This window comes from Pseudomonas sp. TMW22091 (genome assembly GCF_022496705.1).
Classification (GTDB): Bacteria; Pseudomonadota; Gammaproteobacteria; order Pseudomonadales; family Pseudomonadaceae; genus Aquipseudomonas; species Aquipseudomonas saxonica.
In genome coordinates this window covers 1-23,154 of the sequence record NZ_SCFI01000014.1, presented here as the reverse complement: position 1 = coordinate 23,154, position 23,154 = coordinate 1, and the positions used below count along the sequence as shown (strand labels likewise).

General features: G+C 54.5%; 23 protein-coding genes, 1 rRNA gene and 1 pseudogene. 11 read left to right on the top strand and 14 right to left on the bottom strand.

Features of this window, described 5'->3' with window-relative positions; translation table 11 throughout:
- Positions 1 to 447: 447 nt before the first annotated feature.
- From EQV93_RS20155 to EQV93_RS20145, 3 genes are all read left to right on the top strand, one after another.
- Entirely contained in the window at positions 448 to 1,101 is a 654-nt protein-coding gene (locus tag EQV93_RS20155) for a hypothetical protein (protein ID WP_122783874.1), read from the top strand.
- Between the two features lie 98 nt (positions 1,102 to 1,199).
- Positions 1,200 to 2,597, top strand: a complete 1,398-nt coding sequence (locus EQV93_RS20150; protein WP_442968927.1) for an MATE family efflux transporter — start codon at positions 1,200 to 1,202, stop codon at positions 2,595 to 2,597.
- Positions 2,598 to 2,700: 103 nt separating this feature from the next.
- Positions 2,701 to 3,171 carry an RNA methyltransferase gene (locus EQV93_RS20145; RefSeq protein ID WP_122783876.1) on the top strand — a complete coding sequence of 157 codons (471 nt, stop codon included), beginning with the start codon at positions 2,701 to 2,703 and terminating at the stop codon, positions 3,169 to 3,171.
- 1 nt (position 3,172) lies between these two features.
- Here the strand turns inward: EQV93_RS20145 and EQV93_RS20140 are convergent, their stop codons facing one another.
- The 8 genes from EQV93_RS20140 to EQV93_RS20105 form a co-directional block, all read right to left on the bottom strand.
- A complete protein-coding gene (locus EQV93_RS20140; protein WP_122783877.1) occupies positions 3,173 to 4,222 on the bottom strand; it encodes an AI-2E family transporter in 1,050 nt (349 codons plus the stop codon).
- A gap of 75 nt (positions 4,223 to 4,297) precedes the next feature.
- Complete coding sequence (locus EQV93_RS20135; RefSeq protein ID WP_240892312.1) at positions 4,298 to 5,116, bottom strand: DUF4892 domain-containing protein; 819 nt, start codon at positions 5,114 to 5,116, stop codon at positions 4,298 to 4,300.
- Between the two features lie 145 nt (positions 5,117 to 5,261).
- Complete coding sequence (locus tag EQV93_RS20130) at positions 5,262 to 6,116, bottom strand: alpha/beta hydrolase (protein ID WP_240892311.1); 855 nt, start codon at positions 6,114 to 6,116, stop codon at positions 5,262 to 5,264.
- Positions 6,117 to 6,128: 12 nt separating this feature from the next.
- The gene (locus tag EQV93_RS20125) at positions 6,129 to 6,929 is read right to left on the bottom strand and encodes an alpha/beta fold hydrolase (RefSeq protein ID WP_146424607.1); all 801 of its coding nucleotides are present in this window, start codon (positions 6,927 to 6,929) and stop codon (positions 6,129 to 6,131) included.
- 109 nt (positions 6,930 to 7,038) lie between these two features.
- Positions 7,039 to 7,482: a hotdog fold thioesterase gene (locus EQV93_RS20120; protein WP_240892310.1), complete on the bottom strand. Its 444-nt coding sequence runs from the start codon at positions 7,480 to 7,482 to the stop codon at positions 7,039 to 7,041.
- 116 nt (positions 7,483 to 7,598) lie between these two features.
- Positions 7,599 to 8,048, bottom strand: coding sequence for a phosphohistidine phosphatase SixA (gene sixA / locus EQV93_RS20115; RefSeq protein WP_146424609.1), 450 nt, complete (start codon positions 8,046 to 8,048; stop codon positions 7,599 to 7,601).
- Positions 8,045 to 8,368, bottom strand: a complete 324-nt coding sequence (locus tag EQV93_RS20110; RefSeq protein WP_122783883.1) for a DUF4389 domain-containing protein — start codon at positions 8,366 to 8,368, stop codon at positions 8,045 to 8,047. Before EQV93_RS20110 ends, sixA begins: the two co-directional genes overlap by 4 nt.
- Positions 8,369 to 8,383: 15 nt before the next feature.
- Positions 8,384 to 9,409: an NAD(P)H-dependent glycerol-3-phosphate dehydrogenase gene (locus EQV93_RS20105; RefSeq protein WP_240892309.1), complete on the bottom strand. Its 1,026-nt coding sequence runs from the start codon at positions 9,407 to 9,409 to the stop codon at positions 8,384 to 8,386.
- 267 nt (positions 9,410 to 9,676) lie between these two features.
- Between EQV93_RS20105 and EQV93_RS20100 the strand changes: the two genes are divergently transcribed.
- The 3 genes from EQV93_RS20100 (at position 9,677) to fabB (ending at position 13,560) form a co-directional block, all read left to right on the top strand.
- Entirely contained in the window at positions 9,677 to 11,575 is a 1,899-nt protein-coding gene (locus tag EQV93_RS20100; RefSeq protein WP_122783885.1) for an ATP-binding protein, read from the top strand.
- A gap of 237 nt (positions 11,576 to 11,812) precedes the next feature.
- Positions 11,813 to 12,328: a 3-hydroxyacyl-[acyl-carrier-protein] dehydratase FabA gene (fabA, locus tag EQV93_RS20095; RefSeq protein ID WP_122783886.1), complete on the top strand. Its 516-nt coding sequence runs from the start codon at positions 11,813 to 11,815 to the stop codon at positions 12,326 to 12,328.
- 11 nt (positions 12,329 to 12,339) lie between these two features.
- The gene (gene fabB, locus EQV93_RS20090) at positions 12,340 to 13,560 is read left to right on the top strand and encodes a beta-ketoacyl-ACP synthase I (protein WP_122783887.1); all 1,221 of its coding nucleotides are present in this window, start codon (positions 12,340 to 12,342) and stop codon (positions 13,558 to 13,560) included.
- Positions 13,561 to 13,627: 67 nt separating this feature from the next.
- Here fabB and EQV93_RS20085 read toward each other — a convergent pair whose 3' ends face one another.
- On the bottom strand, positions 13,628 to 14,611 hold the full coding sequence (locus tag EQV93_RS20085; protein ID WP_240892350.1) for an amidohydrolase family protein: 984 nt from the start codon (positions 14,609 to 14,611) through the stop codon (positions 13,628 to 13,630).
- 158 nt (positions 14,612 to 14,769) lie between these two features.
- Between EQV93_RS20085 and EQV93_RS20080 the strand changes: the two genes are divergently transcribed.
- Together EQV93_RS20080 and EQV93_RS20075 are read left to right on the top strand one after the other, a co-directional pair.
- Positions 14,770 to 15,186 carry an OsmC family protein gene (locus EQV93_RS20080; protein WP_122783888.1) on the top strand — a complete coding sequence of 139 codons (417 nt, stop codon included), beginning with the start codon at positions 14,770 to 14,772 and terminating at the stop codon, positions 15,184 to 15,186.
- A gap of 63 nt (positions 15,187 to 15,249) precedes the next feature.
- Positions 15,250 to 16,110 carry a pirin family protein gene (locus tag EQV93_RS20075; protein ID WP_240892308.1) on the top strand — a complete coding sequence of 287 codons (861 nt, stop codon included), beginning with the start codon at positions 15,250 to 15,252 and terminating at the stop codon, positions 16,108 to 16,110.
- A 22-nt stretch (positions 16,111 to 16,132) separates the two neighbouring features.
- On the opposite strand, the gene EQV93_RS20070 is transcribed toward EQV93_RS20075, so the two are convergent.
- Positions 16,133 to 17,452, bottom strand: coding sequence for a Na+/H+ antiporter family protein (locus tag EQV93_RS20070; RefSeq protein WP_122783890.1), 1,320 nt, complete (start codon positions 17,450 to 17,452; stop codon positions 16,133 to 16,135).
- 314 nt (positions 17,453 to 17,766) lie between these two features.
- On the opposite strand from EQV93_RS20070, the pseudogene EQV93_RS22575 reads away from it, so the two are divergent.
- Positions 17,767 to 19,056, top strand: a pseudogene (locus EQV93_RS22575) (HAMP domain-containing protein); the annotation flags it as partial.
- 102 nt (positions 19,057 to 19,158) lie between these two features.
- Positions 19,159 to 19,914, top strand: a complete 756-nt coding sequence (locus tag EQV93_RS22570) for a methyl-accepting chemotaxis protein (protein ID WP_411736500.1) — start codon at positions 19,159 to 19,161, stop codon at positions 19,912 to 19,914.
- A 49-nt stretch (positions 19,915 to 19,963) separates the two neighbouring features.
- Here EQV93_RS22570 and EQV93_RS20060 read toward each other — a convergent pair whose 3' ends face one another.
- The 3 genes from EQV93_RS20060 to EQV93_RS20050 are packed head-to-tail and all read right to left on the bottom strand — an operon-like array spanning position 19,964 to position 22,262.
- The gene (locus tag EQV93_RS20060; RefSeq protein ID WP_240892307.1) at positions 19,964 to 21,283 is read right to left on the bottom strand and encodes an ATP-binding protein; all 1,320 of its coding nucleotides are present in this window, start codon (positions 21,281 to 21,283) and stop codon (positions 19,964 to 19,966) included.
- Positions 21,280 to 21,948: a response regulator transcription factor gene (locus EQV93_RS20055; protein ID WP_146387958.1), complete on the bottom strand. Its 669-nt coding sequence runs from the start codon at positions 21,946 to 21,948 to the stop codon at positions 21,280 to 21,282. The genes EQV93_RS20060 and EQV93_RS20055 overlap by 4 nt, the downstream gene beginning before the upstream one ends.
- Positions 21,948 to 22,262: a PepSY domain-containing protein gene (locus tag EQV93_RS20050; protein WP_122783894.1), complete on the bottom strand. Its 315-nt coding sequence runs from the start codon at positions 22,260 to 22,262 to the stop codon at positions 21,948 to 21,950. The genes EQV93_RS20055 and EQV93_RS20050 overlap by 1 nt, the downstream gene beginning before the upstream one ends.
- 210 nt (positions 22,263 to 22,472) lie before the next feature.
- Here EQV93_RS20050 and queD point away from each other — a divergent pair, with 210 nt between their 5' ends.
- Positions 22,473 to 22,829: a 6-carboxytetrahydropterin synthase QueD gene (queD, locus tag EQV93_RS20045; protein WP_122783895.1), complete on the top strand. Its 357-nt coding sequence runs from the start codon at positions 22,473 to 22,475 to the stop codon at positions 22,827 to 22,829.
- A gap of 209 nt (positions 22,830 to 23,038) precedes the next feature.
- Here queD and rrf read toward each other — a convergent pair.
- A 5S ribosomal RNA gene (rrf, locus tag EQV93_RS20040) occupies positions 23,039 to 23,154 on the bottom strand.

Sequence of the window (23,154 nt, the reverse complement as noted above, 5' to 3'; positions counted from 1 at the left end):
TCCCGCTCACATGTGCAGCCGTACTACATGCCGTGTGTATAACGTAAATAACCAAAAACAATAAACACTATGAACGACTTGAATCCATTACATGCTGTTTTAGACCATTCCCAACGCTTGCGTCAGGTGGTTGACCGATTGGGTTATTCCAGCCCCGAAACGACGTGGCGCGGCTGGCACGTGGCGCATTGTTTTAACTGCAAGCAGGGCCATGTGATTTCTACGCCCCCGTCTGCTCTGCTGCGGGCTAATGTGACGGGTTGCAAACAGTGTGCCGGGGAAGCGCGCTTGCAGGCAGTACATCTGGCTGCACAGTCGGTCGGAGCAACGTGCCTGTCGACTCAATGGGAGGGAGAGCAAGCGCTGTATTCGTTCAAATGCAGCTGTGGGCACCAATGGCAACGCAGGGGGCGTCACGTTGCCAAATCTCCTGCCTGCCCCTTATGCATGCGTCGTGCCCACAGCCATCGCCTGCGTCTGCAAGACGGAATGGACAAGATTCGCCAGGCCGCTGCCGCCCGCGGTGGCGAATGTTTGGCCCATGTGTATGAAAACAGTGCTCACTTTTACCCTTTTCGTTGCGCCAAGGGCCACGAGTGGAACGCTCAAGGTCATGAAGTGTTGCGCGGCAGCTGGTGCAAGCGGTGTTCCTGGTTGCAAAGAAGCGAACAATACCTGATGCCCAATGGCCTCGAACGACTGCACGCCATAGCTGCCAGCCACGGCGGCGAATGCTTGAGTCAAGGTGCCTACCGAGGCGTGGGTGAGCGTTATGGCTTCCGTTGCAAACAAGGCCATGAGTGGCAAGCATTGGGCAAGCGTGTAGTACGTGGCGGCTGGTGCCCTCTTTGCGCAAACGATAAAAAGCGCCTGACCCTTGAGACGGCGCAAGCCGATGCAAGAAAAAGAGGCGGTCAATGTTTGTCGACCGCTTACACCAATAATTCGACGCCCCTGGAGTGGGTCTGCCATCGGGGCCATTTTTGGAGGGCTGCGCTGGCGACGATTCGCAGCAACCACTGGTGCCCCCAGTGCGCCATCATTGCGCGCATCACCAATCCTAAATCCAAGGCCCGCTTGCGCTATGGGCTTGCGCCTTAAGCACAGGAGTATTCACCCCCTGAACTCAAGACTTGCCGACCGTCCAGGCAGGCGTAGAATTGTCGGTTTTGTGCGTTAAATACTGTGGATACTCGCTTGTGAATTCTGTAACACATAACCTGCCTTCCAAGGGCGCCAACCGGGTGATCCGGGTTACAACCGAGGTGCGCGCGCTATTGGCGCTAGCGTTGCCAATCATCGTTTCCCAAGTCGCCACCACCGCGATGGGTTTTGTCGATGCCGTTATGGCGGGCCGTGTCGGGCCTCGCGATCTGGCTGCCGTAGCATTGGGCAACTCAATCTGGGTGCCGGTGTTTCTGTTGATGTCAGGCATCTTGCTCGCGACTACGCCAAAAGTCGCTCAGCGCTTCGGCGCTGACACTCACAGTGATATTGGACCCATCGTGCGTCAGGCCCTCTGGCTGGCGGTGATGACCGGGCTGTGCGCAGCCTTTGTGTTGATCGGCGCAGAGCCGCTGCTGCATGTGATGAACGTCGCCCCTGACTTGATTGAGCCGTGCATGGGCTATTTACACGGCATTGCCAGCGGTATGCCAGCCGTAGGCCTCTATTGCGTGTTGCGTAACTTCAGTGATGGCCTGGGCAAAACCCGGCCAAGCATGGTACTCGGCCTCTGTGGGCTAGCCCTGAACATCCCGCTCAACTACATCTTCATTTACGGACATTTTGGCGTATCGCCCATGGGTGGCGTGGGCTGCGGATGGGCGACGGCCATTGTCATGTGGTTTATGGCGCTGGGCATGGTGGTGTGGACTTTTCGCGGAACGATTTATCAATCGAGTGAGGTGTACAGCCGCTTTGAATGGCCACAATGGGCAGTTATCAAGCGTTTGCTCAATGTGGGTCTGCCCATCGGCATCGCGGTTTTTGCCGAATCCAGCATTTTTGCCGTGATTGCGCTGCTGATCGGTAGCTTGGGCGCTACCGTTGTGGCGGGCCATCAGATTGCGCTCAACTTCAGCTCGCTTGTGTTTATGATTCCGTATTCGCTAGGCATGGCAATCACCGTGCGCGTAGGCCAGGCTTTGGGCCGCGGGCAGCCTAGAGAGGCGCGCTTTGTCGCCGGTGCAGGCATGGGCACGGCGCTAGTATGGGCGTGCATTTCTGCGAGCCTGATTGTGTTGTTACGCGGCCAAATTGCGACGGTGTACACGGCCGACCCAAAGGTGATTGAAGTGGCGAGCATGCTGTTGATGTTTGCTGCGCTGTATCAGTTCTCCGATGTCATTCAAGTGACCGCCGCCGGCGCGCTACGCGGTTATCAGGATACCCGCGTGACCATGATCCTGACGCTGTTTGCCTATTGGGGCATTGGCTTGCCGGTCGGTTACGCGCTGGGGTTGACTGACTGGCTTGGCCAGGCCAATGGTCCAAGTGGTCTTTGGCAAGGGCTGATTGTGGGCCTGACCTGCGCTGCGCTGATGCTGGGCCTACGCCTGATGCGCACGGCAAAAAAACGGATTAGGGCCGCTTGACCCGTATTTTCACGACGTACTGTGTGCCTATTTGATCTGAATCGGGACGACTGTCGACGCTGTGCCGTTATACTCCCGTCTTTTTTATGAAGGGCAACGGCACGTGGCAAACAAAAGGTACAGCTGCATTGGTTTATACAACCCCAAATCACCGGAAAACGTCGGTTCGGTGATGCGCGCGGCTGGCTGCTATAACGTGGCGTCCGTGTTTTACACAGGCAAGCGCTATGAACGCGCCCGGGATTTCATCACCGATACAAAGAAAGTCCATCAGGATATTCCCCTGATCGGCATTGATGACCTTAAAAAGATCATTCCTCTGGGCTGCATTCCGGTCGCGGTCGAAATGGTTGAAGGGGCGCGCTCACTGCCTGAGTACACTCACCCGGATCGGGCAATTTATATTTTCGGTCCGGAAGACGGGTCTCTGGGCAAAGACGTGCTGGAGTGGTGCGAAGACGTTATTTATATCCCGACCAATGGCTGCATGAATCTCGCAGCCACGGTCAATGTGGTGCTTTACGACCGATTGGCCAAGGGTAACAACACCCGCTCCGGCCCCAAATTCGGCTAAGTTACACCTTGTCTTTATTCTGCTGGCTGGCGCTCCAGTCCACCAGCAGGCTATAGGCGATGGCCAGTAAGGTCGGGCCGATAAACAGGCCAATAAAGCCAAACGCGATCAAACCGCCGAATACTCCCAGCAAGACAATGACCAAAGGCAAGTTACCGCCTCGACTGATCAGGTAAGGCTTGAGTACGTTGTCGACACCGCTAATGATCAGCGTGCCCCAAATACCCAGGAATATTGCCATCCCGTAGTCGCCTTTCCAGGCCAGCCATGCCGTGGCTGGAATCCAGATCAGCGGCGGCCCCATGGGAATCAGGCTCAGCAAAAAGGTGGCCAGCCCCAGCACCAGTGCCCCCGGCACGCCGGCAATCAGAAAGCCGATCAGCGCCAGCAAGGCCTGGGCAGCAGCCGTACCGATGACACCATTAACAACACGCTGGACCGTTCCCGCCACCAATTCCTGATAGTAATCAGCGCGCTCGCCGATCAGGCGCTCGAGCAGCCCGTGAACAAAAGCGGCCAGACGTGGGCCGTCACGGTAGAAGAAGAAGACAAAAACAATACTGAGCGTCAGCTCCAGAATGCCACCCCCAATCTGTGCACTGCGTGCCAGCAACCAATTACCCACCTGCCCCAGATAAGGCTTGATGGTCACCAACAAGGCTGCGCCCTGCTCGTCGATGGTGTCCCACATGCCCACCAGACGTTCGCCAATCAAAGGAATACCGGCCAGCCATGTTGGCGCTTCAGGCAGACCTTCGAGCTGAACGTCCTTCACAAAGGTAGTGGCATCGCGCACGTGGTCGGCCAGGTTCAACCCCAACCACACCAGGGGCCCCGCAACCAGTAGCATCCAGCCTAACGTCAGGATACCCGCCGCCATTGACTCTCGCCCCCCAAGGGCGCGTGTCAGCAAACGCATCAACGGCCAACTGGCAAACGCCAGCACCGCGCCCCAGAACAAAGCCGACCAAAACGGTGCCATCACCCACAGACTGGCACCAAACAACACCAGAAGCAGGATCTGCACCAGCAGGCGATCGTTATTGACCATGTGTGTTCCGCAGAAAATACAACGTGAAATTAAGAAGCGACGGCTACGCCAAGTGCAGCCGTCGTAGCGGTATGACTAGCGCAGTAACTCGATATGCAAGCCTTTGGCCTGACTGTTGCCCAACTCCATACGAGCGGCCCGTACACCTTTGTTGATCAGTGCATCGCGCCATACAGAGGCTTGGCTGCCAGTCAAACTGACTCTAACGGTGGTATCAAGGTTCAATGCGCGTGAAATCAAGGTCAGCCACTGCGCATCTGGCTCACCTGTCAGTTTAGGAAAGTCCAGCTCGCCCGTGCTTTTCAACTGACGTTGCAAGGTGGCCGAGGTAGGCAACAGCTCACCGAGGTCGGTGCTCGCCTGCATTTGTTCGACATGCAGATAGGCTTTGCGGTTGCCCCGATCGATGCCATACAAGGCAATCAATTGGTTCTGCTCGGGGGCAGCCCGACGCAACAACAAATAGGTTTGCTGCTCATCTGAACCCGTCAGTTTTGAGTTACCGAACACCTCATTTGCCCACAGGCTGCTTTCACCACAATCCCGTGCCTGGCACCAGAACAGCAATTCGGCACCTTGTGCTTGCAGGGCTTCACGCGCAGCGGTGAACGCTTCGGTTGCACTGTGTTCAGCTGGCAATTCGTAAGTTACTGCGGTGGTCTGACCGCGGGTGTTGAGTTGTGCTTCAAAGCGCAATCGACCACTGATTTTACGAATTGAGCCCATCGGGTAGATACGCTCAACATCAGGGCGAACGGTGTAATCAACGATTTGTGCGTCGGCCAGGCGCGGTATACCCGGCAAGTCAAGGCTGCCGGGAACATCAGCGGCCCACAGTAGAGGACTTGAACAGGCCAAACCCAGCGTCAGGATGAGGCGGGCAGAATGTTTCATCGGCGCATGCCACGCAGTGCTGGCGTGTCATTGTGCATCCATGCGATAGAGACCGGATGGCCTTTCGAGGTCGCAGCGGTATAGAGATCTATCATGGTTGTCTCCCATTTCAACCCGCCAAGCCTCGGCAGTTGGTTGCCGCAAGTCAAGGAGCAGCGAAGAACCGATTGAAACAGTCTGCAACAAGGATGGCGCCCGCCTCGTCATTCAGGTGCAAATGGTGCCCCCCGGCTAACCGTTCAAGGGTGAAGGGTAGACGATCCAGCAACTCGGGATGATCAATCAGCATGCCCTGTTCAGCTACGATCAATGTCGCCGGGCACGCCACTCGCAGAACAAACGACATGGCCTGTTCGTCAGTCATGCGTACAGGCGATGGTAAGGTCAGGCGACTGTCGCTACGCCAGCTATAGCCGCCGGGGACGGGCATCAGCCCACGCAAGGCCAAAAGCTCTGCCGCTTCTCGACTGACCGCGACCATGCCTTTCATTCGCGCTTCAATCGCCCGCTCCAGTGTTGGGTGCACCGATTTGTGCTTATTGTTGAGGTTAAGCTGCGCCTGCAGTGCTTTGCCCATTTGCTGGGCTGCATCCTCTGCAGGGCCGCTACGCAGCAAAATGCCGTCAATCAGTGCCAAATGCGTGATGCGCTCGGGGAATGCGCCAGCAATGACGACAGACACAATCGCCCCCAGAGAGTGCCCCAAGAGAGCAAAACGCTTCCAGCCCAGTTGCTCTGCCACACGCAATACATCAAAGGCGTAGTCCGCCAGGGTATAGCCTGCTCCGCAGGGCCGGTGATCGGAATGACCATGCCCGGCGAAGTCCAGTGCGACGATACGTAGCCCCTCAAGCTTGGGTGCCAACCGCGCAAAGCTGTTGGCGTTGTCCAGCCAGCCATGCAGGGCGATGACGGGCAACCCGTCTTCGGGGCCAAAAATATGCGCAGCAAGCTCGATATGCGGCAGGCTCAAGCGAATTTCTTCAACCACAAAACTCATGCAATAGGCTCTTTAATGTCCAGAATGGCGAAGCGCCCAGCGGGCAAAAATGTCTTTTAGCAAGGCCGCAGTGGCATGGGGTTGCTCCAGCGGGAACATATGCCCGCCGGGCACACTCATTGACTCGCCGTTGGGCATGCGCGCTACGGCCTTGGCATGATGCCGCATGACCACACGGCTGTCTCGACCGGATACCACCGTCAAGGGCACTTGCAGGGAGCGCGCTCTGCCGGGACTGGTGTGAGGAACCCCCCGGTAGATGTTAATTTCTGTTGCAGGGTCAAAGCGCAAGCGCAAGCGATCTGCAACCGGGTGCAGGCCATGCGCCAGATACGCCTCAAAACAATCGGGGTCGAAACTGCGAAACAGCGACTTGCTGGCAAAGTAGTCCCTGGCCGCCGCGTGATCGGAAAACTCCTCACGACGCCCCAAGGTACGACCGGCTGGAGTCAAACGGTCGATAAAACCAAATCGCTTGGCAGCGCGAATCACCCACTGATCCATCAAGGTCAGAACCGGTGAGTCCAGCATGACCACACCTTTGTACAAATGCGGACAGCGCAAAGCCGCGTGTAGGTGCAGCATCCCGCCCAGTGAATGGCCTACACCCAATACTGGACCGCTTTGCTGTTGCAGATGAAAAATCAGCTCATCCACCAGGTTGTGCCAATTGTTGTCTACGGGAAAGCGTGGATCATGCCCATGCACCGGTAAATGAGTGACGGCATAGTCCGGAGCGAGGGCATCGAACAATTTAGCGTAGGTGGCCGATGGAAAGCCGTTGGCGTGGGCGAAAAAAACCTGCCGAGACATACAAGGCGTCCATATGTAGGAGTACGCCTTATTGTCTGTAGGAAATTTCTTTATAACAACTTATAGATACGCCATGAGTGACGCCACTCCGGCCACGACATGACCATTATCACCGCGCTGGCGGCGCATCACCCAACGGCACTACCGCTATGGTCAGTCGGGAGATGCAGTTGAGTTTGCCGCTCTCATCTGTCAGGCGAATGTCCCACACATGGGTCGTGCGGCCCATATGGACCGGCCGAGCAACAGCACTGACCCGACCGCTGCGCACACCGCGTAGATGGTTGGCGTTGACCTCAAGTCCCACGCAATAAAACTTCTGGGGATCGATACACAGATAACTGGCCATCGAACCCAAGGTTTCAGCCAGAACCACGGACGCGCCACCATGCAGCAAGCCGAAAGGCTGATGAGTGCGATGGTCAACCACCATGCTGGCCGTGATTGACTCATCGTCGTACGCATCAAACGTGATATCGAGCACGTCGCAAATGGTGTTTTTACGCATCGCGTTGAGGTGTGCCAGATCGGGCGGGCGTGTCCACATACTCATAGGGCATTCCTTGGTCAGAGAGTGCTAGGGGCGGCATGACCTGAACTATGTTTCACTCCCCGCCCTTTATGCAACCACCCCGTACTGGAACCTGTCTTTGGCTCCTTGTGGGAATGTCAGGGATTAACCACTCCCCGCAATGTCATGCTGCCGGCCAAGGGCCACTCACCTTCAAGTTCTGCAAGGCTGGCTGTTTGCATGGGCTGTGGCTGACGTAAATGACCGAACTGAAGCAGGCTGATCAGATCGCCCACGAAAGGCTGATGACTCACCAAAAGTACATGCCCATCATCAGGGAGTCGGCTGGCGGCATATTTGGGTTCGCTGTCCGGGGTCAGCCACGGCACGGTTTGCACCTCCCCCGTAAACCCCAGCACTTCACACACCAGCGCGGCGGTTTGCTGCGCCCGCACATAGGGACTGACCCAGATGCGATCCAGTGGCTTGCCCACTAGTTGAGCCGCACTGCGCCGCACCTGTTCACGCCCTCGGGCAGTCAGTTCGCGCTCAGCATCTCGTCGGGCGTATGGCTCAGCTTCTCCATGACGTAATACCCACAGTTTCATGGCTTGCTCTCGGTGCTGGCCACATAAGGTGCCTCGCCTTCTGGCGCACGCGCAGTCGGCCAATCAGCGAACGGCCAAGGTTTTTGCTCAGTGTGAAAACTGCCAAAACGGCCTATTTGCGCAAGGTACTGGCTCAGGCTGTCGCCAAAGCTCATCAGCCCGCCATTGGGAGCACCGTAAACCAGACGGAATATCAGTTGCCCCAGCACCAGCCCGCCAAGCACCAACTGTGCGACTTGCCAGACCAAAAGGAAGACCAGCATCCACAGCACACGCAAAACAATGGGCTCGTACTTCGGGGCAATTTTGGAATCATTCATGTGCTGCTCCTTCGCTTAGTTAAAACCACTCGGAGAGATAAAGTCGACATCGGTCTTGGGCTCTGCGCGCATCAGTAACTCGATGACTTGCGCAAGTGTGCGGCCTTCAAAAAGGACTGCGTGCAAGCCGGCAACCAGTGGCATGTAAACATTCAATTCCTGCGCTTTCACCTTGAGCACCTTGAGCGTATTGACACCCTCAGCGACTTCACCCAAACGCGTGACAGCTTCTTCAAGACTCAAGCCCTGCCCCAAGGCAAAACCCACTTGATAATTACGACTTTTGGGGGATGAACAGGTCACTATCAAATCACCGACACCGGCCAGCCCCAGGAAAGTCATCGGATTGGCCCCCTGGCTGACCGCAAATCGGGTCATTTCTGCCAGCGCGCGGGTAATCAGCATGCTTTTGGTGTTTTCACCCATACCCAGCGCCACGGCCATACCGGCCATAATCGCGTAAACGTTTTTTAACGCCCCGCCCAACTCCACACCAAATCGGTCAGCACTGGCGTATACCCGGAAAGTACGGCCATGCAGTGCCGACTGAACACACGTGCACAGCGCTTCGTCAGCACTGGCCACCACGGTTGCTGTCAGTGCGTGTTCCGCCACCTCACGCGCCAGATTAGGCCCGGACAAAACGCCGATTCGGGCTTGCGGGGCTATTTCCTCGAGAATTTCACTCATCAGTTTAAAACTGTGTGCTTCAATCCCTTTGGTCAGACTGATCAGCATTTTTCCGCTCAAGCGCTCGGCATGCTCGGCCAGCACATTGCGCAAGGCACTGGAAGGCAACGCCACAAAACACAGATCACATTCATCGAGTGTCGCTTGCAGGTCTGTAACCGGCTCAACCCCAGGATGAATTTTGATGCCTTTAAGGTAACGGGGGTTTTCTCGATTAAGCCGGATGGCTTCGGCCTGTGCAGGATCGCGCATCCATTGACGTACGCGATGGCCATTTTCTGCCAGCAAGTTGGCCACGGCGGTGCCAAAGCTTCCGCCTCCCAAGACCGCAATAGAGCGCTGTTCAGTCATCTGTAGTCCCGTCATCTATCTAGCCGTTGGCAATGGCCGCATTATACGGAGCACATCCTGCAAGGCGAGAGTTTGAACGTTTCAGATACTGTAAATGAAGGGTTTTGGCTGGAAAAGTGAGTCAGCTCAGTTACCATGCTGCCAGCAACTTAACAGAGTGAGGCAGCCGTCCTGCCCACGAAATTGGCTGACTTCATCGTCAAGGATGAGCGAACACATGGGCAATACATCCGGGGCCATGCGCAAGACTGATGGGGCGCTGTGTAAATGATCAGTCGCCGCCGTTGGGACATTCACACCCGTACACAAATGATGAGCCTCGGGCCGGCGCTTCTACTGACGTTGCTATTGATCAGTTTTTTTACTTTTGTGCGCATTCAAGACTTGCGCCAAGAGATGAACCATACCGGCCAATTGATAGCCAACCAGTTGGCGCCTGCAACGGAATACGGCGTAATCACCGGTAACGCACAAGTACTGGATACCTTGGTAAAAGCCTCGCTCAACACACCGCATGTGCAATTTGTGCAGGTACAGGACCGTAACAACAATGTACTGGTCCATGCTGAGCAACCCCTGTTACCTCAGGAGCAAGCCGCACCGACAGAAGTCTTTCAGGCCCCGGTTCGTTTGCAAAGAAACGCCGCGGGTAACGCTTTTGTATTGAGCAACCGGCAGGCTTCGGCGCCGGACGAGGATTACTTGGGCAAGGTACGGGTGGGCATGTCCAACCAGGCATTCAGCAAGCGTCAGCAGGAGATTCTGCTGAAGGCCGTGATTCTGGCCCTTTTTGCCCTTGGCTTTACCTATTTACTCGCACGCCGTCTGGCCTCCAATCTGTCCCGCCCCATCATGGCCATGAGCAACGCCGTCAATGCCATCCAGCGAGGAGACTACAAAACACCCTTGCCCGTGGTCGATGACGGCGAGTTAGGCAGCTTGGCCCAACATATCAACAATTTGGCCGACGGCCTGGCCAAAGCCAGCCGCGAACAACAATCCGCTATTTCTCAATTGATTCAGGCACGCGAAGAAGCCGAACGAGCCAACAGCGCGAAAACTGACTTTCTGGCAATGATGAGCCACGAATTACGCACCCCAATGAATGGCGTACTTGGGATGCTTCAATTAATGGAAACCACTGAAATGACCGAGGAGCAGGCCGAGTACGCTGCCCTAGCCTCGGAATCAACCGAACACCTGCTAAAAGTCATCAACGACATCCTCGATTTCTCGAGAATCGAGCGTTCGGCACTTGAGCTCGAAAACATTCCGTTTAATCTCGCAGAACTGGTCAGCAACTGTGCTCAAGCATTCCAGCACACAGCCGGGCAACGCGGTTTGCAGTTGCAGTTAACCCTTCCCGAGGGCTTGCACGACCTGCACGTTCTGGGTGACCCCACCCGTATTCGGCAAATCCTGGTCAATCTGATCGGCAATGCGTTGAAGTTTACCGAGCAGGGTCAGATCAGCATCGAACCGCACTGGCAGCCGTTGGACCATGAGCTGATCTGGTTTAGCTGTACGGTGCGCGACAGCGGTATCGGCATCAGTACCGACAAGCTCGAATCGATGTTTAACGCATTCCAGCAGGCGGACAGTTCCATTTCACGTCGCTATGGCGGGACCGGACTGGGGCTGCCCATTGCTCGTACGCTGGCAGAGCGCATGGGTGGCACTCTGCATGCCAAGAGTGAAAAAGCTCAAGGCTCCGTGTTCACGCTGGAAATTCCGCTGGAGCTTCACCACTCTGCACCATTGACCAACCGGCCCGATTTAACGGCCCAGGCAAGGCAAATGGCGGGCCGCACCATCCTGCTGGTCGAAGATAATCGGGTCAATCAAACCGTCATTGAGGCTGTACTGGTCGGGCTGGGCTACGAGGTGCGCGTGGTCAGTGACGGCGCCCAGGCCATTCATTGCGCGAACACAGAGCGCTACGCCGCTATTTTGATGGATTGCCGGCTGCCGATCATTGACGGGTATGAAGCAACCCGGCAAATTCGCCAATTACCGGGCTGCGCCACTGTTCCTATCATCGCCCTGACGGCCAACGCTTTACAGGGGGATAGAGAAGCCTGCCTGGAAGCCGGAATGAACGATTACCTCGCCAAGCCGTTCAAACGGGCTGATCTTGAACAAATTCTGCAACGCTGGGTCCAGTGATTTATGGCTAATTACTGGCGTTAAATACAAAAGTGCGGCAGTCTTAGGCACCCTGATGGGCCCCTGAACCGGCCTGATTTAAATTTTCAGTGAACAAGTGTACATTCTTGTCCTTGACGCTGTGACTTTCACTACAACGCAATAGTCTATGTGTAGGCTGGCGAACTGAAACATGCACGTTTCAGTTGGTCGGGAAGAATTGCCCCACCTGCCGCATGGGATTATTGAGGAGCTCGCATGACCAAACAAAACGCCTTTACTCGGGAAGATCTGCTGCGCTGTAGCCGCGGCGAACTTTTTGGCCCGGGTAACGCGCAACTGCCCGCCCCTAACATGCTGATGGTTGATCGCATCACCCATATCAGTGACGAGGGTGGCAAGTACGGCAAAGGTGAATTGGTCGCCGAGCTGGATATCAATCCAGACCTGTGGTTCTTTGCTTGCCACTTTGAAGGCGATCCAGTCATGCCGGGCTGCCTGGGCCTTGATGCCATGTGGCAGCTGGTTGGCTTTTTCCTCGGCTGGCAAGGTTTGCCGGGCCGCGGTCGCGCACTGGGTTCAGGCGAAGTGAAGTTCTTCGGCCAAGTGTTGCCAACCGCCAAAAAGATCACCTACAACATTCATATCAAACGCGTTCTGCGCGGCAAGCTGAACCTGGCCATTGCCGATGGTTCGGTGAGCGTAGATGGTCGCGAGATCTATACCGCCGAAGGCCTTCGAGTCGGCGTTTTTACTTCCACTGAAAACTTCTAAGGGTTATCCGCATGCGTCGTGTCGTTATCACTGGTCTGGGCATTGTTTCGTGCTTGGGCAATGACAAAGAGACCGTCTCCGCTAACCTGCGTGCAAGTCGACCTGGCATCCGATTCAATCCGGAATATGCTGAAATGGGTCTGCGTAGCCAGGTTTCCGGCTCCATTGACCTGCCTCTCGAAGAGCTGATCGATCGCAAGATTTATCGCTTCGTCGGCCACGCAGCGGCTTACGCTTACCTGGCCATGAAAGACGCCATTACTGATTCGGGTCTGACCGAGGAGCAAGTCTCCAACCCGCGTACCGGCCTGATCGCCGGTTCCGGCGGCGCATCAACCTTGAACCAGATGGAAGCGTTGGACATCCTGCGTGAAAAAGGCGTCAAGCGTGTTGGCCCGTACCGCGTAACGCGGACCATGGGCAGCACCGTGTCCGCCTGCCTGGCCACGCCCTTCAAGATCAAGGGCGTGAACTACTCGATCTCTTCTGCCTGCGCTACCAGTGCTCACTGCATCGGCACCGCAGTTGAACAAATCCAGCTAGGCAAACAAGACATCGTTTTTGCCGGCGGCGGCGAAGAAGAACATTGGAGCCAATCGTTCCTGTTCGACGCCATGGGCGCCCTGTCCACTCAATATAACGACACGCCTGAAAAAGCATCCCGTGCTTATGACAAAAACCGTGACGGTTTTGTTATTGCCGGTGGCGGCGGCATGGTTGTCGTTGAAGAACTGGAACACGCCCTGGCTCGCGGCGCCAAAATCTATGCTGAGATCGTTGGCTACGGCGCAACGTCCGACGGCTACGACATGGTGGCCCCAAGCGGCGAAGGCGCTATCCGCTGCATGCAGATGGCAATGGCCACTGTTGATGGCCCGATCGACTACCTCAATACTCATGGCACCTCTACTCCGGTAGGCGACGCCAAGGAAATGGAAGGTGTTCGTGCGGTGTTTGGCGACAAAGCGCCTGCCATCAGCTCGACCAAAAGCCTGTCGGGTCACTCCCTGGGCGCCGCAGGCGTTCACGAAGCGATCTACTGCTTGCTGATGATGGAAGGCAACTTCATTGCCGGTTCTGCCAACATCGAAGAACTGGATCCGGTCGTTGCCGATATGCCGATCCTGACCAAAACTCGCGAAGACGTCACGTTGAACAATGTGATGAGCAACAGCTTTGGTTTCGGCGGGACTAACGCCACTCTGGTACTGAAGCGCTGGACTGGCCAATAAGCCGTCCGCTCGCGACATGAAAAAGCCCCGACTATTCGGGGCTTTTTTTTGGTCTGTAAAAAACCGGTTAGCGCTGCTTTGGCAGCACGGACACGAAATTATCCTTGGCTACTTTATGTGCGACGCTTTCAGGCAAAGCATCGAGAAAGGGATTAAAACTCTTTAATTCCTCACCCAGTTTGTCAAAGCGGCCCACCACATCTGACCCCAGCATAAATCGGTCCGGGAAGCGCTTTACCAGCGTGACCCATTCAGGCCTGGCCTTACCGTTTTCATCCAGCAGATACGGAGTGAGCATGCTCCAGGAAAGGTCTATATACAGGTTTGGGTATTTAGCCAATAGACGTGTCAGCTCGGGCAGCAAAAACGGCATTTGCGTCTGGTGCCGATGAATTTCGGCGCTGGTGCCGGCATGTGCCCAAATGAATCGGGTATCAGGATGCAAGGTCAGCGGCTCCTCAATCTCGGCCAGATACAGCGGATTGCGCTCTCGCTTGGACGTAATGTTGGAATGCACTAAAACGGGTAGATCATACTTGGCGGCCAGTGCGTAGACCTTGCTCAGCGCTTCATTGTTAGCGCGCGGAGTATCACCGGAAATGAGGGCCGTCAGGTCGTCATGGCGCGTGAAGACTTCACCGATGCCCTGCCACAACCCAGGATCCAGATCGAGCATGCGCTGTATGTGAGCCGCCGAGTTTTTGTCATTTGGATTAAACCCTGACAAAAACGGATGAAAATGCTCCCGCTGCTCAGCAGTCAACTGCCTGACCGCCGTCGCAACCCAAACATCCGTTGCGCTATACCAATAGGCATCAGCATCGTCGCCGGCGTAATAACGTGGACGCTTGGGTTCGTCCTCGTGCCATTTTTTGGCGACCGGAATACCGGAAATCATCACATGATCAATGCGATTTTTGGCCATGGCCTTAAGTAACGTACTCATGCCCTCGGTTTCCTGGAAGAAGTCGACGTAGTGAAGGTGGGCATCACTGTAGGCATAGTCCCTGGCTTGAACCCATGCACTTGCAGTCAACAGCGCCAAAGCCAGCACAGAGTGTTTCAATCGCACCTTAACTCTCCTCTCCCGTAGTCTCTGTAGACCTGCGGCGAGGCTTACAGGTTCAGCAAGCGATCAAAGGGAACGCACAACGCGCAACATGCTCTATAAAGATCAGGACCTTTATCTCTGCCACTGTGAGGTTTGCCATGACTGTTACCGTAAATACCGTGTCTCACGACAGCTTTCGCCACAGCATCAAGATTGACGAGCACGAAGTGTTCACTGATTTGCCCAAAACAATGGGCGGCGAAAGCTCGGCCCCCTCTCCCCATGATTATTTCGATGCCGCTCTGGGCGCGTGCAAAGCACTGACGGTCAAGCTCTATGCGCAAAAGAAGGATATTCCGCTGACCGGGGTCACGGTGGAAGTCAAACACGACGCCAGTGAGGAGCAGCAGGGCAAATACGCGCTGCATGTCAAACTGACACTTAAAGGCGTTTTGACCGATGCTCAACGCGAAGAGCTGCACAGAGTGGCTGACAAGTGTCCAGTGCATAAACTGATGACCACCGCCGAAATTACCATTGAGACTCATCTGTCTGAGGGTGCTTTCAGTCAGTAATCCAGAAACAGGGTCGTAAGGCGTTGGGTTATGCTCAACGCCCCCCTCTGCCGGAAATGCACGATGGATTCCTTGACCGTGATTCGCCCCCGAGCTGAAGAAGTCGAAGGCCAACCGATCCTGCGCCCCCTGCCCTCAGCCAAATGCCGCAGCGTTGGGCCTTTCGTATTTTTCGATCATATGCTTCAAACACACTATTGGCCTGGCCAAGGGATGAATATTCGGCAGCATCCACATATCGGCCTGTCGACCCTGACCTATTTATTTGAAGGGCAACTCCAACACAAGGACAGCTTGGGTTCGGACCAGCTCGTCAACCCTGGCGAAGTCAGCTGGATGACGGCAGGTGCCGCGATTGCCCACATTGAACGAACACCCTGCGCATTGAGGGCTCAAGGTTCAACCTTACATGGATTGCAAGTATGGCTGGCCTCCCCCAAAAAAGATGAACAAGGCCCGGGGCTCTACAGCCATCACACTGCCGACAGTTTGCCCGTCAGTGACCGCTCAGGTGTCCAGATTTGTCTGATCGCAGGCACCGGGTTTGGTCTGATTTCACCTGTACCCGTGCTCTCGCCTACTCTGTACGCCGAGGTGCATATGCAGACAGCCACCACGCTCCTCATCCCGACGGAACATGCTGAGCAAGCGCTCTATGTACTGGAAGGTGATGTTCTACTGGACGACCAAGCTATCGAGCCCCACTGCCTGGTGCTACTGCCCTCTGCGAAGGAAATTACATTATTCGCAGAGAGTGATTGCCATCTGGTCTTGATTGGAGGCGCTGCACTGGAGGGCCGGAGGCGCATGAACTGGAATTTTGTGGCCAGTAATCCGGCGCTGATAGATCAGGCCAGAGCGCGCTGGGCGGCCGGAGATTGGCCGACCGTTCCTGGTGAGAACGGTCGGATACAGCTGCCGTGAAAGCTTGCTGCAGCTCGCTTTTTTACAAAACCATTGCCGCCACCCAGCCAAAGGCCAGGAGCGGCAAGTTGTAATGCAGGAATGTAGGCACGACGGTGTCCCAGATATGGTGATGCTGGCCGTCAATGTTCAGGCCGGAGGTCGGCCCCAAGGTAGAGTCTGACGCAGGTGAACCCGCGTCACCCAAGGCACCTGCCGTACCGACGATACAAACAATGGCCATCGGGCTAAACCCCAACTGCACGCACAAGGGCACAAAAATCGCCGCCAGAATGGGCACAGTCGAAAACGACGAACCAATGCCCATGGTCACCAGAAGCCCGACCAGCAACATCAACAGTGCGCCAATTCCCTTGTTGTGATTCATCCAGCCGGCGGAAGTCTCTACCAAAGACTTAACTTCACCCGTCGCCTTCATTACCTCGGCAAAACCTGAGGCCGCGATCATGATAAAACCAATCATGGCCATCATTTTCATACCTTCAGTGAACAGGTCGTCAGTCTCACGCCACCGCACAATTCCTGAAGCCGAGAAAATCAAAAAACCCGCCAGAGCACCGATGATCATAGAACCCAGCCACAGCTGGATGATAAATGCGGAGGCAATAGCAACCCCAGCCACAATCAGTGTCAGCGGGTTGTACCTGACCGCGACCTGCTCGACCTGCTCAATCTTGACCAGGTCATACTCGCGTTTTTTGCGATAGCTGATAAACACCGCTACCAACAAGCCAAATAACATGCCAAGCGCAGGAATGGCCATCGCGTGGGTGACATTGACCTGACTGACATCCACACCACTATTGCGCACGTTCGCGAGCAAAATCTGATTGAGGAAGATGTTGCCAAAGCCTACGGGTAAAAACATATAAGGCGTGATCAAACCAAACGTCATCACGCAGGCGATCAAGCGCCGGTCAATTTTTAATTTGGTCAACACGTACAGTAGAGGCGGAACCAGCAAAGGAATAAATGCGATATGTATCGGCAGGATGTTCTGCGAGCAAATCGCAACCACCAGCAATAAGCCGATCAAAAGCCATTTGATCCGGTTACCACCGGTAGCGTGCTGCTTGTTGACCATGAGCAGGGCTTTATCGGCCAAGGCATGAGCCAGACCTGATTTAGCGATAGCGACCGCGAAAGCTCCCAACATGGCGTAAGACAAAGCGACTTGAGCCCCACCGCCAAGTCCGCTATTGAACGCATTGAGGGTTGCCTCAATGCCTAAGCCGCCCACGAGGCCGCCAACGACTGCCCCCACGATCAGAGCAATCACCACATGCACACGGGACAGGCTGAGCACAAGCATGATGCCAACCGCTGCAATTACTGCATTCATCTTTACAACCTCATAGAGCGCACCACGATAAAACACCGTAAAGCGGGAAACTCCGGACGCAAGACTGCTGTTTCAGTCGCCGGATCTGAAGGAAGGACTTATTTGAGGGCGCACACTTTGCAGCAGCATGGACGCCTTGTCAAAGTGAAGCCTGAAGGCCTCCACCGCATGTTCGCCAAGGAGTCCTGACCCCTGAATCCCGGAAGTTTAAGGATTTTATCAACGATGAATGCAGACGCTTAAAAGCAGAGATTGCAGTAAAGAAAAACCGCTGGCGGCCGCTAACAGTCAAAGCCTCTATTTAGGATGTCTCCATGTCGGTCCGACAGCTTTCCATCCAGTGGAAAATCTCCCTCCTCTCCGGTCTTTGCCTCCTCAGTATCGTAGCTCTGCTGGTAGGACTTTCGCTTTATCGCATGGATTACACCACACAGCTTGTAGAGGCTTCGAGCACACAGATGCTCAATGAGGCGGCCAAGGCACGCATTGAAGCCCAAGGTGAAGCTCAGGCGCTGGCAATCAGCCGCCAGTTTATGGATGCCTATCAATACGGCAATGGTTTCGCACGCCAGGTCCTGTTTTTGCGTGAGCAATCGGAAAAGCGTTTTCTGGATGCATTTGACCTGCGTGAAGACCTGACGCGTCAGGTAAAGGCGGCATTACAAGCCAACCCTGATTTGCTTGGCTTGTCCCTGGTGTTTGAAGCCAACGCACTGGATAGCAAGGATGCGTTGTTTGACCATCAAAAAGAGCTAGGCAGCAATGATAAAGGCCGCTTTTCTCTCTATTGGTCGCAGCCAACGCCCGGCACACTGACATCGATGGCCTTGCCGGAAGCCGATCTGGCAGACACCAGCACCGGCCCTAGCGGGCAAGCTAATAACTCGTGGTTCACTTGCCCTCGAGAGACACTGAAACCGTGCATTATCGAGCCTTATTTTTACGAGATCGATGGTCAGAACGTGTTGATGACCAGCATCGTTTTTCCACTGCTGGTCAACGGCAAGCTGATCGCTTCGCTTTCGGTTGATATCAACCTCAATAGCCTGCAAGCCATTAGCAAACTGGCGAGTCAAAAGCTGTATGACGGGCAAACCAATGTCAGTATTGTCAGTTCGGCAGGCATAGTGGCCGGATTCAGCAAGGATGCGAGCAAACTGGCACAGCGCCTTGATCAAGTAGACGTCGAGGATGGCGCACAACTGATAAAGTTGATGGCCACTGGCGATCAGCCGCAAAGCCTGCATGCGCATGAACGCCTTAAAATACTGACACCGTTTAAACCTATTCCCGGCAGCAAGCCATGGGGCGTATTGCTGGACGTGCCTGAAAAAGTGCTGGTAGGCCCCGCCCAAGCGTTGCAAGTCGAACTAGAAACACGAAATCGCGATGGCGCACTGATTGAACTCAGTTTGGGATCGCTTGCTGCGGTCATCGGCTTGCTATTGATATGGCTGATGGCTCGCAGTGTCACACGTCCGATTCTGGGCGTTGCGAATATGCTGGAAGACATTGCCAGCGGTGAAGGCGACCTGACACGACGTCTGGCCTATGACAAAAAGGACGAATTGGGCCAATTGGCCGGCTGGTTCAACCGCTTCCTCGACAAGTTACAACCCATTATTGCTGAGGTTAAGCGTTCAGTGCAGGATGCTCGCAACACGGCTGATCAGTCAGCAGCCATCGCTACCCAGACCAGCGCAGGCATGGAGCAGCAGTACCGTCAGGTTGATCAGGCTGCCACTGCATCCCATGAAATGAGTGCCACAGCACAAGATGTTGCCCGCAGCGCGGCCCAAGCCGCACAAGCTGCGCGGGATGCAGACGAAGCAACGCGTCAAGGGCTGACCATCATTGATCGAACCACATCAAGCATTGATGTTCTGGCTGCAGACATGAACGTGGCCATGACTCAAGTTGAAGGGCTGGCGGCTAATAGTGAAAAAATTGGTTCGGTACTGGAAGTCATTCGTGCCATTGCCGAGCAGACCAATTTACTGGCATTGAATGCGGCCATTGAAGCAGCGCGTGCAGGTGAGGCTGGCCGAGGTTTCGCGGTAGTAGCTGACGAAGTTCGCAACCTGGCCCGCCGAACACAAGAGTCGGTCGAAGAAACTCGGCAAGTGATCGAACAGTTGCAAGTAGGCACTCAGGAAGTCGTCAGCTCAATGAGCAACAGCCATCGCCAAGCCCAAGGCAGCGTTGAGCAAGTGAGTCAGGCGGTAACGGCTCTGCAACAGATCGGTCAAGCCGTCACGGTCATTACGGACATGAACCTGCAGATTGCCAGCGCCGCGGAAGAACAAAGTGCAGTGGCCGAAGAGATCAATAGCAATGTGGCCACTATCCGTGATGTTACGGAGTCTTTGTCCGAGCAGGCCAACGAATCTGCACGGGTCAGCCAGTCTCTGAACACTCTGGCGAATCAACAGCAGACTTTGATGGATCAATTTCGCGTCTAAGCAATACGATCAGCGTAAACGGTGACTGGTCTTGTATGACCCGTCACCGTTATCGGGGGCGCATCTGCAACTTGATCAACACTGACAACCCGCCCAATGCCCCCGTAGACAGCTGCATCTGCCCTCCCCAAGCTTCTACGACATCCCTCACAATGCCCAACCCCAAACCATGACCATCGGTTTGCTCGTCTAGCCGAGTTCCTCGACTGAACACCTGGTCTCGCTCTGATTCGGGAATGCCTGGGCCATCGTCCTGTACCTCAATTTCAAACTCGTTTTCTCTCTGGACGATTCTTAGCTCAACCTGAGCGTCTGCCCATTTGCAGGCGTTATCCAATAAATTACCGAGCAATTCGAGCATGTCCTCACGATCCCATGGCATGTGAAGACCTGAAGGGACATTAAATTTCAGATCGAGATGCTCGCCGTAAATCATGCCAAGTGTGGCCATCAAGCCGGGCAGTTCAGCATCCACCTCAAAATGAGCGCCTGGAAGCGCATCACCCGCCAGGCGAGCACGATTCAGCTCGCGGCTCATGCGTTGCTGTATGTATTCAAGCTGCTCGCTCAGGGTGCTCTGGATCTGGGGGTAAGCAGCAAGGCGCGGGTCCTTCGCCAGACTGAACAACACTGCCAATGGCGTCTTTAATGCGTGCCCTAAATTGCCAATGGCATTACGCGAGCGTTTCAAGTTGTCTTCAGTGTGGATCAACAAGTGATTTATCTGCGTCACCAACGGCTCAAGCTCCTGAGGAACCTGTTCATCAAGCTGCGAACGCTGCCCCGCCTGTAATTGGACAATCTGTTTTCGGGCAGTTTCCAATGGCCGTAACGCCGTTCGCACCGTCAACCTTTGAAGTAGCAAGATAACGATCAGGGCAACTACCCAAATGCTTAAACCCACCCGCTGAACTTGCTGGAAGCTTTCTCGAATGGGTGTGTAGTCCTGAGCCACTGTGATGGAGACTGTTTGACCAAAGCGCTGATAAATGCTGTTTAAAACAAGCAGCATCTGACCGTCCGGCCCAGGCTCCAGCGCTCGATCCAATCCCGGATGGCTGGGTTGAGGTAACTGTGCATCCCACAACGAGCGGGAACGCCAATGTGTATCACCGAAGGCAATACTGAAGTAATGGCCTGAAAAAGGCCGTTGATAGGCAGGTGATATTCGACGCTCATCCAACTGCAAGCCTTGAGGCGTTCGGCTCAACGCAATCAACAGGTTTTCACTGTCGTTTTGCAGACCTGACTCCAAATAGCGCTGAAGACCGCTTTCAAATAGCCAGATGCTGACTTGCCCCACCACCAGGCCGGCAATCAACAGCGCACTGATTAAACCCAGGCTCAAACGCCGCTGAATGGACTTCACTGATCACCAGCGCCAAAAATATACCCTTGCCCACGGCGTGTTTCTATTACCGCTCGACCGAGCTTGCGACGCAAGTGATTAACATGGACTTCCAGAACGTTAGAGTCACGCTCCGTCTCACCATCGTAAAGGTGTTCTGCCAGATGACTTTTGGAAAGAATTTGCTGAGGATGGAGCATAAAATAACGCAGCAGGCGAAACTCGGAAGCCGTCAATTGCACTTCTTCGCCATGATTGATTGCGCATTGACGGGACTCATCGAGCTGAAGGCCCGCTGATTTCAGAAGCGGTTGATTCACTTGGCCGTGAGAGCGCCGCAATAAGGCCTGCACACGCAATTGCAGCTCTTCAGGATGAAAAGGTTTGGTGACATAGTCATCAGCACCTGCTTTCAGACCGTCAATGCGCTCTGACCAAGAACTTCGCGCGGTTAAAATGAGTACTGGTATAGACAGACCTTCAGTGCGCCACTGTTTGAGCACCTCGATTCCTGACAGCCCGGGCAGTCCAAGATCGAGAATAATTAAATCATAAGGTTCACTTTTACCCTGATAAAGAGCATCACGGCCATCGGCCAACCAATCAACCGCGTAACCCTGGCGAGAGAGACTCGCCATCAGTTGATCAGCCAAGGGAACATGATCCTCTACCAACAGCAGCCTCATTAATCATCTTCCTCATCTTTGAGCAAACGGCCATCACTGGCATCAAGCTTTATTTCACGCACAATTCCAGCCGAAGTTAACAACTCGACTTCATAAACATAAACATCGTGCTTTTCCTCCAGCTCGGCCTCCAGAAGCTTTGAGCCCGGGTAACGCTGAAGAACCTGTTGCAAGAGTTGCTCCAATGGCAAAATCGCGCCTTGCTGACGTAAACGCAAGGCTTCGTCCTGCCCCAAATCACGTGCAGAGGCCAAAGAGCAGAATACACAAAGCATCAGCGCAGCAACCCTGCCAACTTGCACATTCACTGTCATCACTTGTCTCGCTGGCCTCCGCCTGATCACCTGCTTGCAGTATCGCAAACATTTGATCATAGCGATGCAGGCTTAAATGAAACTGAATTTACAAGCCTGGTAACAACGTGACCGTAAGGGCGAATTCCGCACCTATGGGGTTAGCTGCTAAACTGCAGGCCTGCATTCGTCCCTTAGGCGATAGCCACCTTTTCAAGAGCAATCAACACTGTGGAAATTTTCAAAGAATTCACCTTCGAATCGGCGCACAAGCTACCTTACGTCCCAGAAGGTCATAAATGCGGCCGTTTACACGGCCATTCGTTCAAGGTTGCGATCCATTTAAGCGGCGACGTTGATCCTGCCACTGGCTGGATACGTGATTTCTCGGAAATTAAAGCCATTTTCAAACCGCTATACGAGCGACTTGATCATAACTATCTAAACGATATTCCTGGATTGGAAAATCCGACCAGCGAAGTACTGGCAAAATGGATTTGGCAACAACTCAAGCCACTGCTTCCAGAGTTGTCTGCAATTCGCATCCATGAAACTTGCACAAGTGGCTGTATTTACTACGGTGATTAAGAAGCACCATAAAAAAAACCACCTTTTGAGGTGGTTTTTTTATATTTTCGATTCGAGCAACGGCCAAAATATGATTAACCGCAAGTGAATCAGCCCCCTTTAGCGGACCTGACCATCTGAAGTCAGATAATAACAAGCTGCTTAATATTTTTTCGCGCACAAAAACAAACCCCCTGTCTGCGTGAGCAGACAGGGGGGTTGGAATTTAATCTTGACGATGACCTACTCTCACATGGGGAAACCCCACACTACCATCGGCGATGCATCGTTTCACTACTGAGTTCGGGATGGGATCAGGTGGTTCCAATGCTCTATGGTCGTCAAG

Bases quoted from the DNA above. Each gene is read 5' to 3' on its own strand.
- EQV93_RS20155 (WP_122783874.1), top strand. From the start codon at position 448: ATGCGTCGTGCCCACAGCCATCGCCTGCGTCTGCAAGACGGAATGGAC.
- EQV93_RS20140 (WP_122783877.1), bottom strand. From the start codon at position 4,222: ATGGTCAATAACGATCGCCTGCTGGTGCAGATCCTGCTTCTGGTGTTG.
- EQV93_RS20135 (WP_240892312.1), bottom strand. From the start codon at position 5,116: ATGAAACATTCTGCCCGCCTCATCCTGACGCTGGGTTTGGCCTGTTCA.
- EQV93_RS20130 (WP_240892311.1), bottom strand. From the start codon at position 6,116: ATGAGTTTTGTGGTTGAAGAAATTCGCTTGAGCCTGCCGCATATCGAG.
- EQV93_RS20125 (WP_146424607.1), bottom strand. From the start codon at position 6,929: ATGTCTCGGCAGGTTTTTTTCGCCCACGCCAACGGCTTTCCATCGGCC.
- EQV93_RS20120 (WP_240892310.1), bottom strand. From the start codon at position 7,482: ATGAGTATGTGGACACGCCCGCCCGATCTGGCACACCTCAACGCGATG.
- sixA (WP_146424609.1), bottom strand. From the start codon at position 8,048: ATGAAACTGTGGGTATTACGTCATGGAGAAGCTGAGCCATACGCCCGA.
- EQV93_RS20110 (WP_122783883.1), bottom strand. From the start codon at position 8,368: ATGAATGATTCCAAAATTGCCCCGAAGTACGAGCCCATTGTTTTGCGT.
- EQV93_RS20105 (WP_240892309.1), bottom strand. From the start codon at position 9,409: ATGACTGAACAGCGCTCTATTGCGGTCTTGGGAGGCGGAAGCTTTGGC.
- EQV93_RS20100 (WP_122783885.1), top strand. From the start codon at position 9,677: ATGATCAGTCGCCGCCGTTGGGACATTCACACCCGTACACAAATGATG.
- fabA (WP_122783886.1), top strand. From the start codon at position 11,813: ATGACCAAACAAAACGCCTTTACTCGGGAAGATCTGCTGCGCTGTAGC.
- fabB (WP_122783887.1), top strand. From the start codon at position 12,340: ATGCGTCGTGTCGTTATCACTGGTCTGGGCATTGTTTCGTGCTTGGGC.
- EQV93_RS20080 (WP_122783888.1), top strand. From the start codon at position 14,770: ATGACTGTTACCGTAAATACCGTGTCTCACGACAGCTTTCGCCACAGC.
- EQV93_RS20075 (WP_240892308.1), top strand. From the start codon at position 15,250: ATGGATTCCTTGACCGTGATTCGCCCCCGAGCTGAAGAAGTCGAAGGC.
- EQV93_RS20070 (WP_122783890.1), bottom strand. From the start codon at position 17,452: ATGAATGCAGTAATTGCAGCGGTTGGCATCATGCTTGTGCTCAGCCTG.
- EQV93_RS22570 (WP_411736500.1), top strand. From the start codon at position 19,159: ATGGAGCAGCAGTACCGTCAGGTTGATCAGGCTGCCACTGCATCCCAT.
- EQV93_RS20055 (WP_146387958.1), bottom strand. From the start codon at position 21,948: ATGAGGCTGCTGTTGGTAGAGGATCATGTTCCCTTGGCTGATCAACTG.
- EQV93_RS20050 (WP_122783894.1), bottom strand. From the start codon at position 22,262: ATGACAGTGAATGTGCAAGTTGGCAGGGTTGCTGCGCTGATGCTTTGT.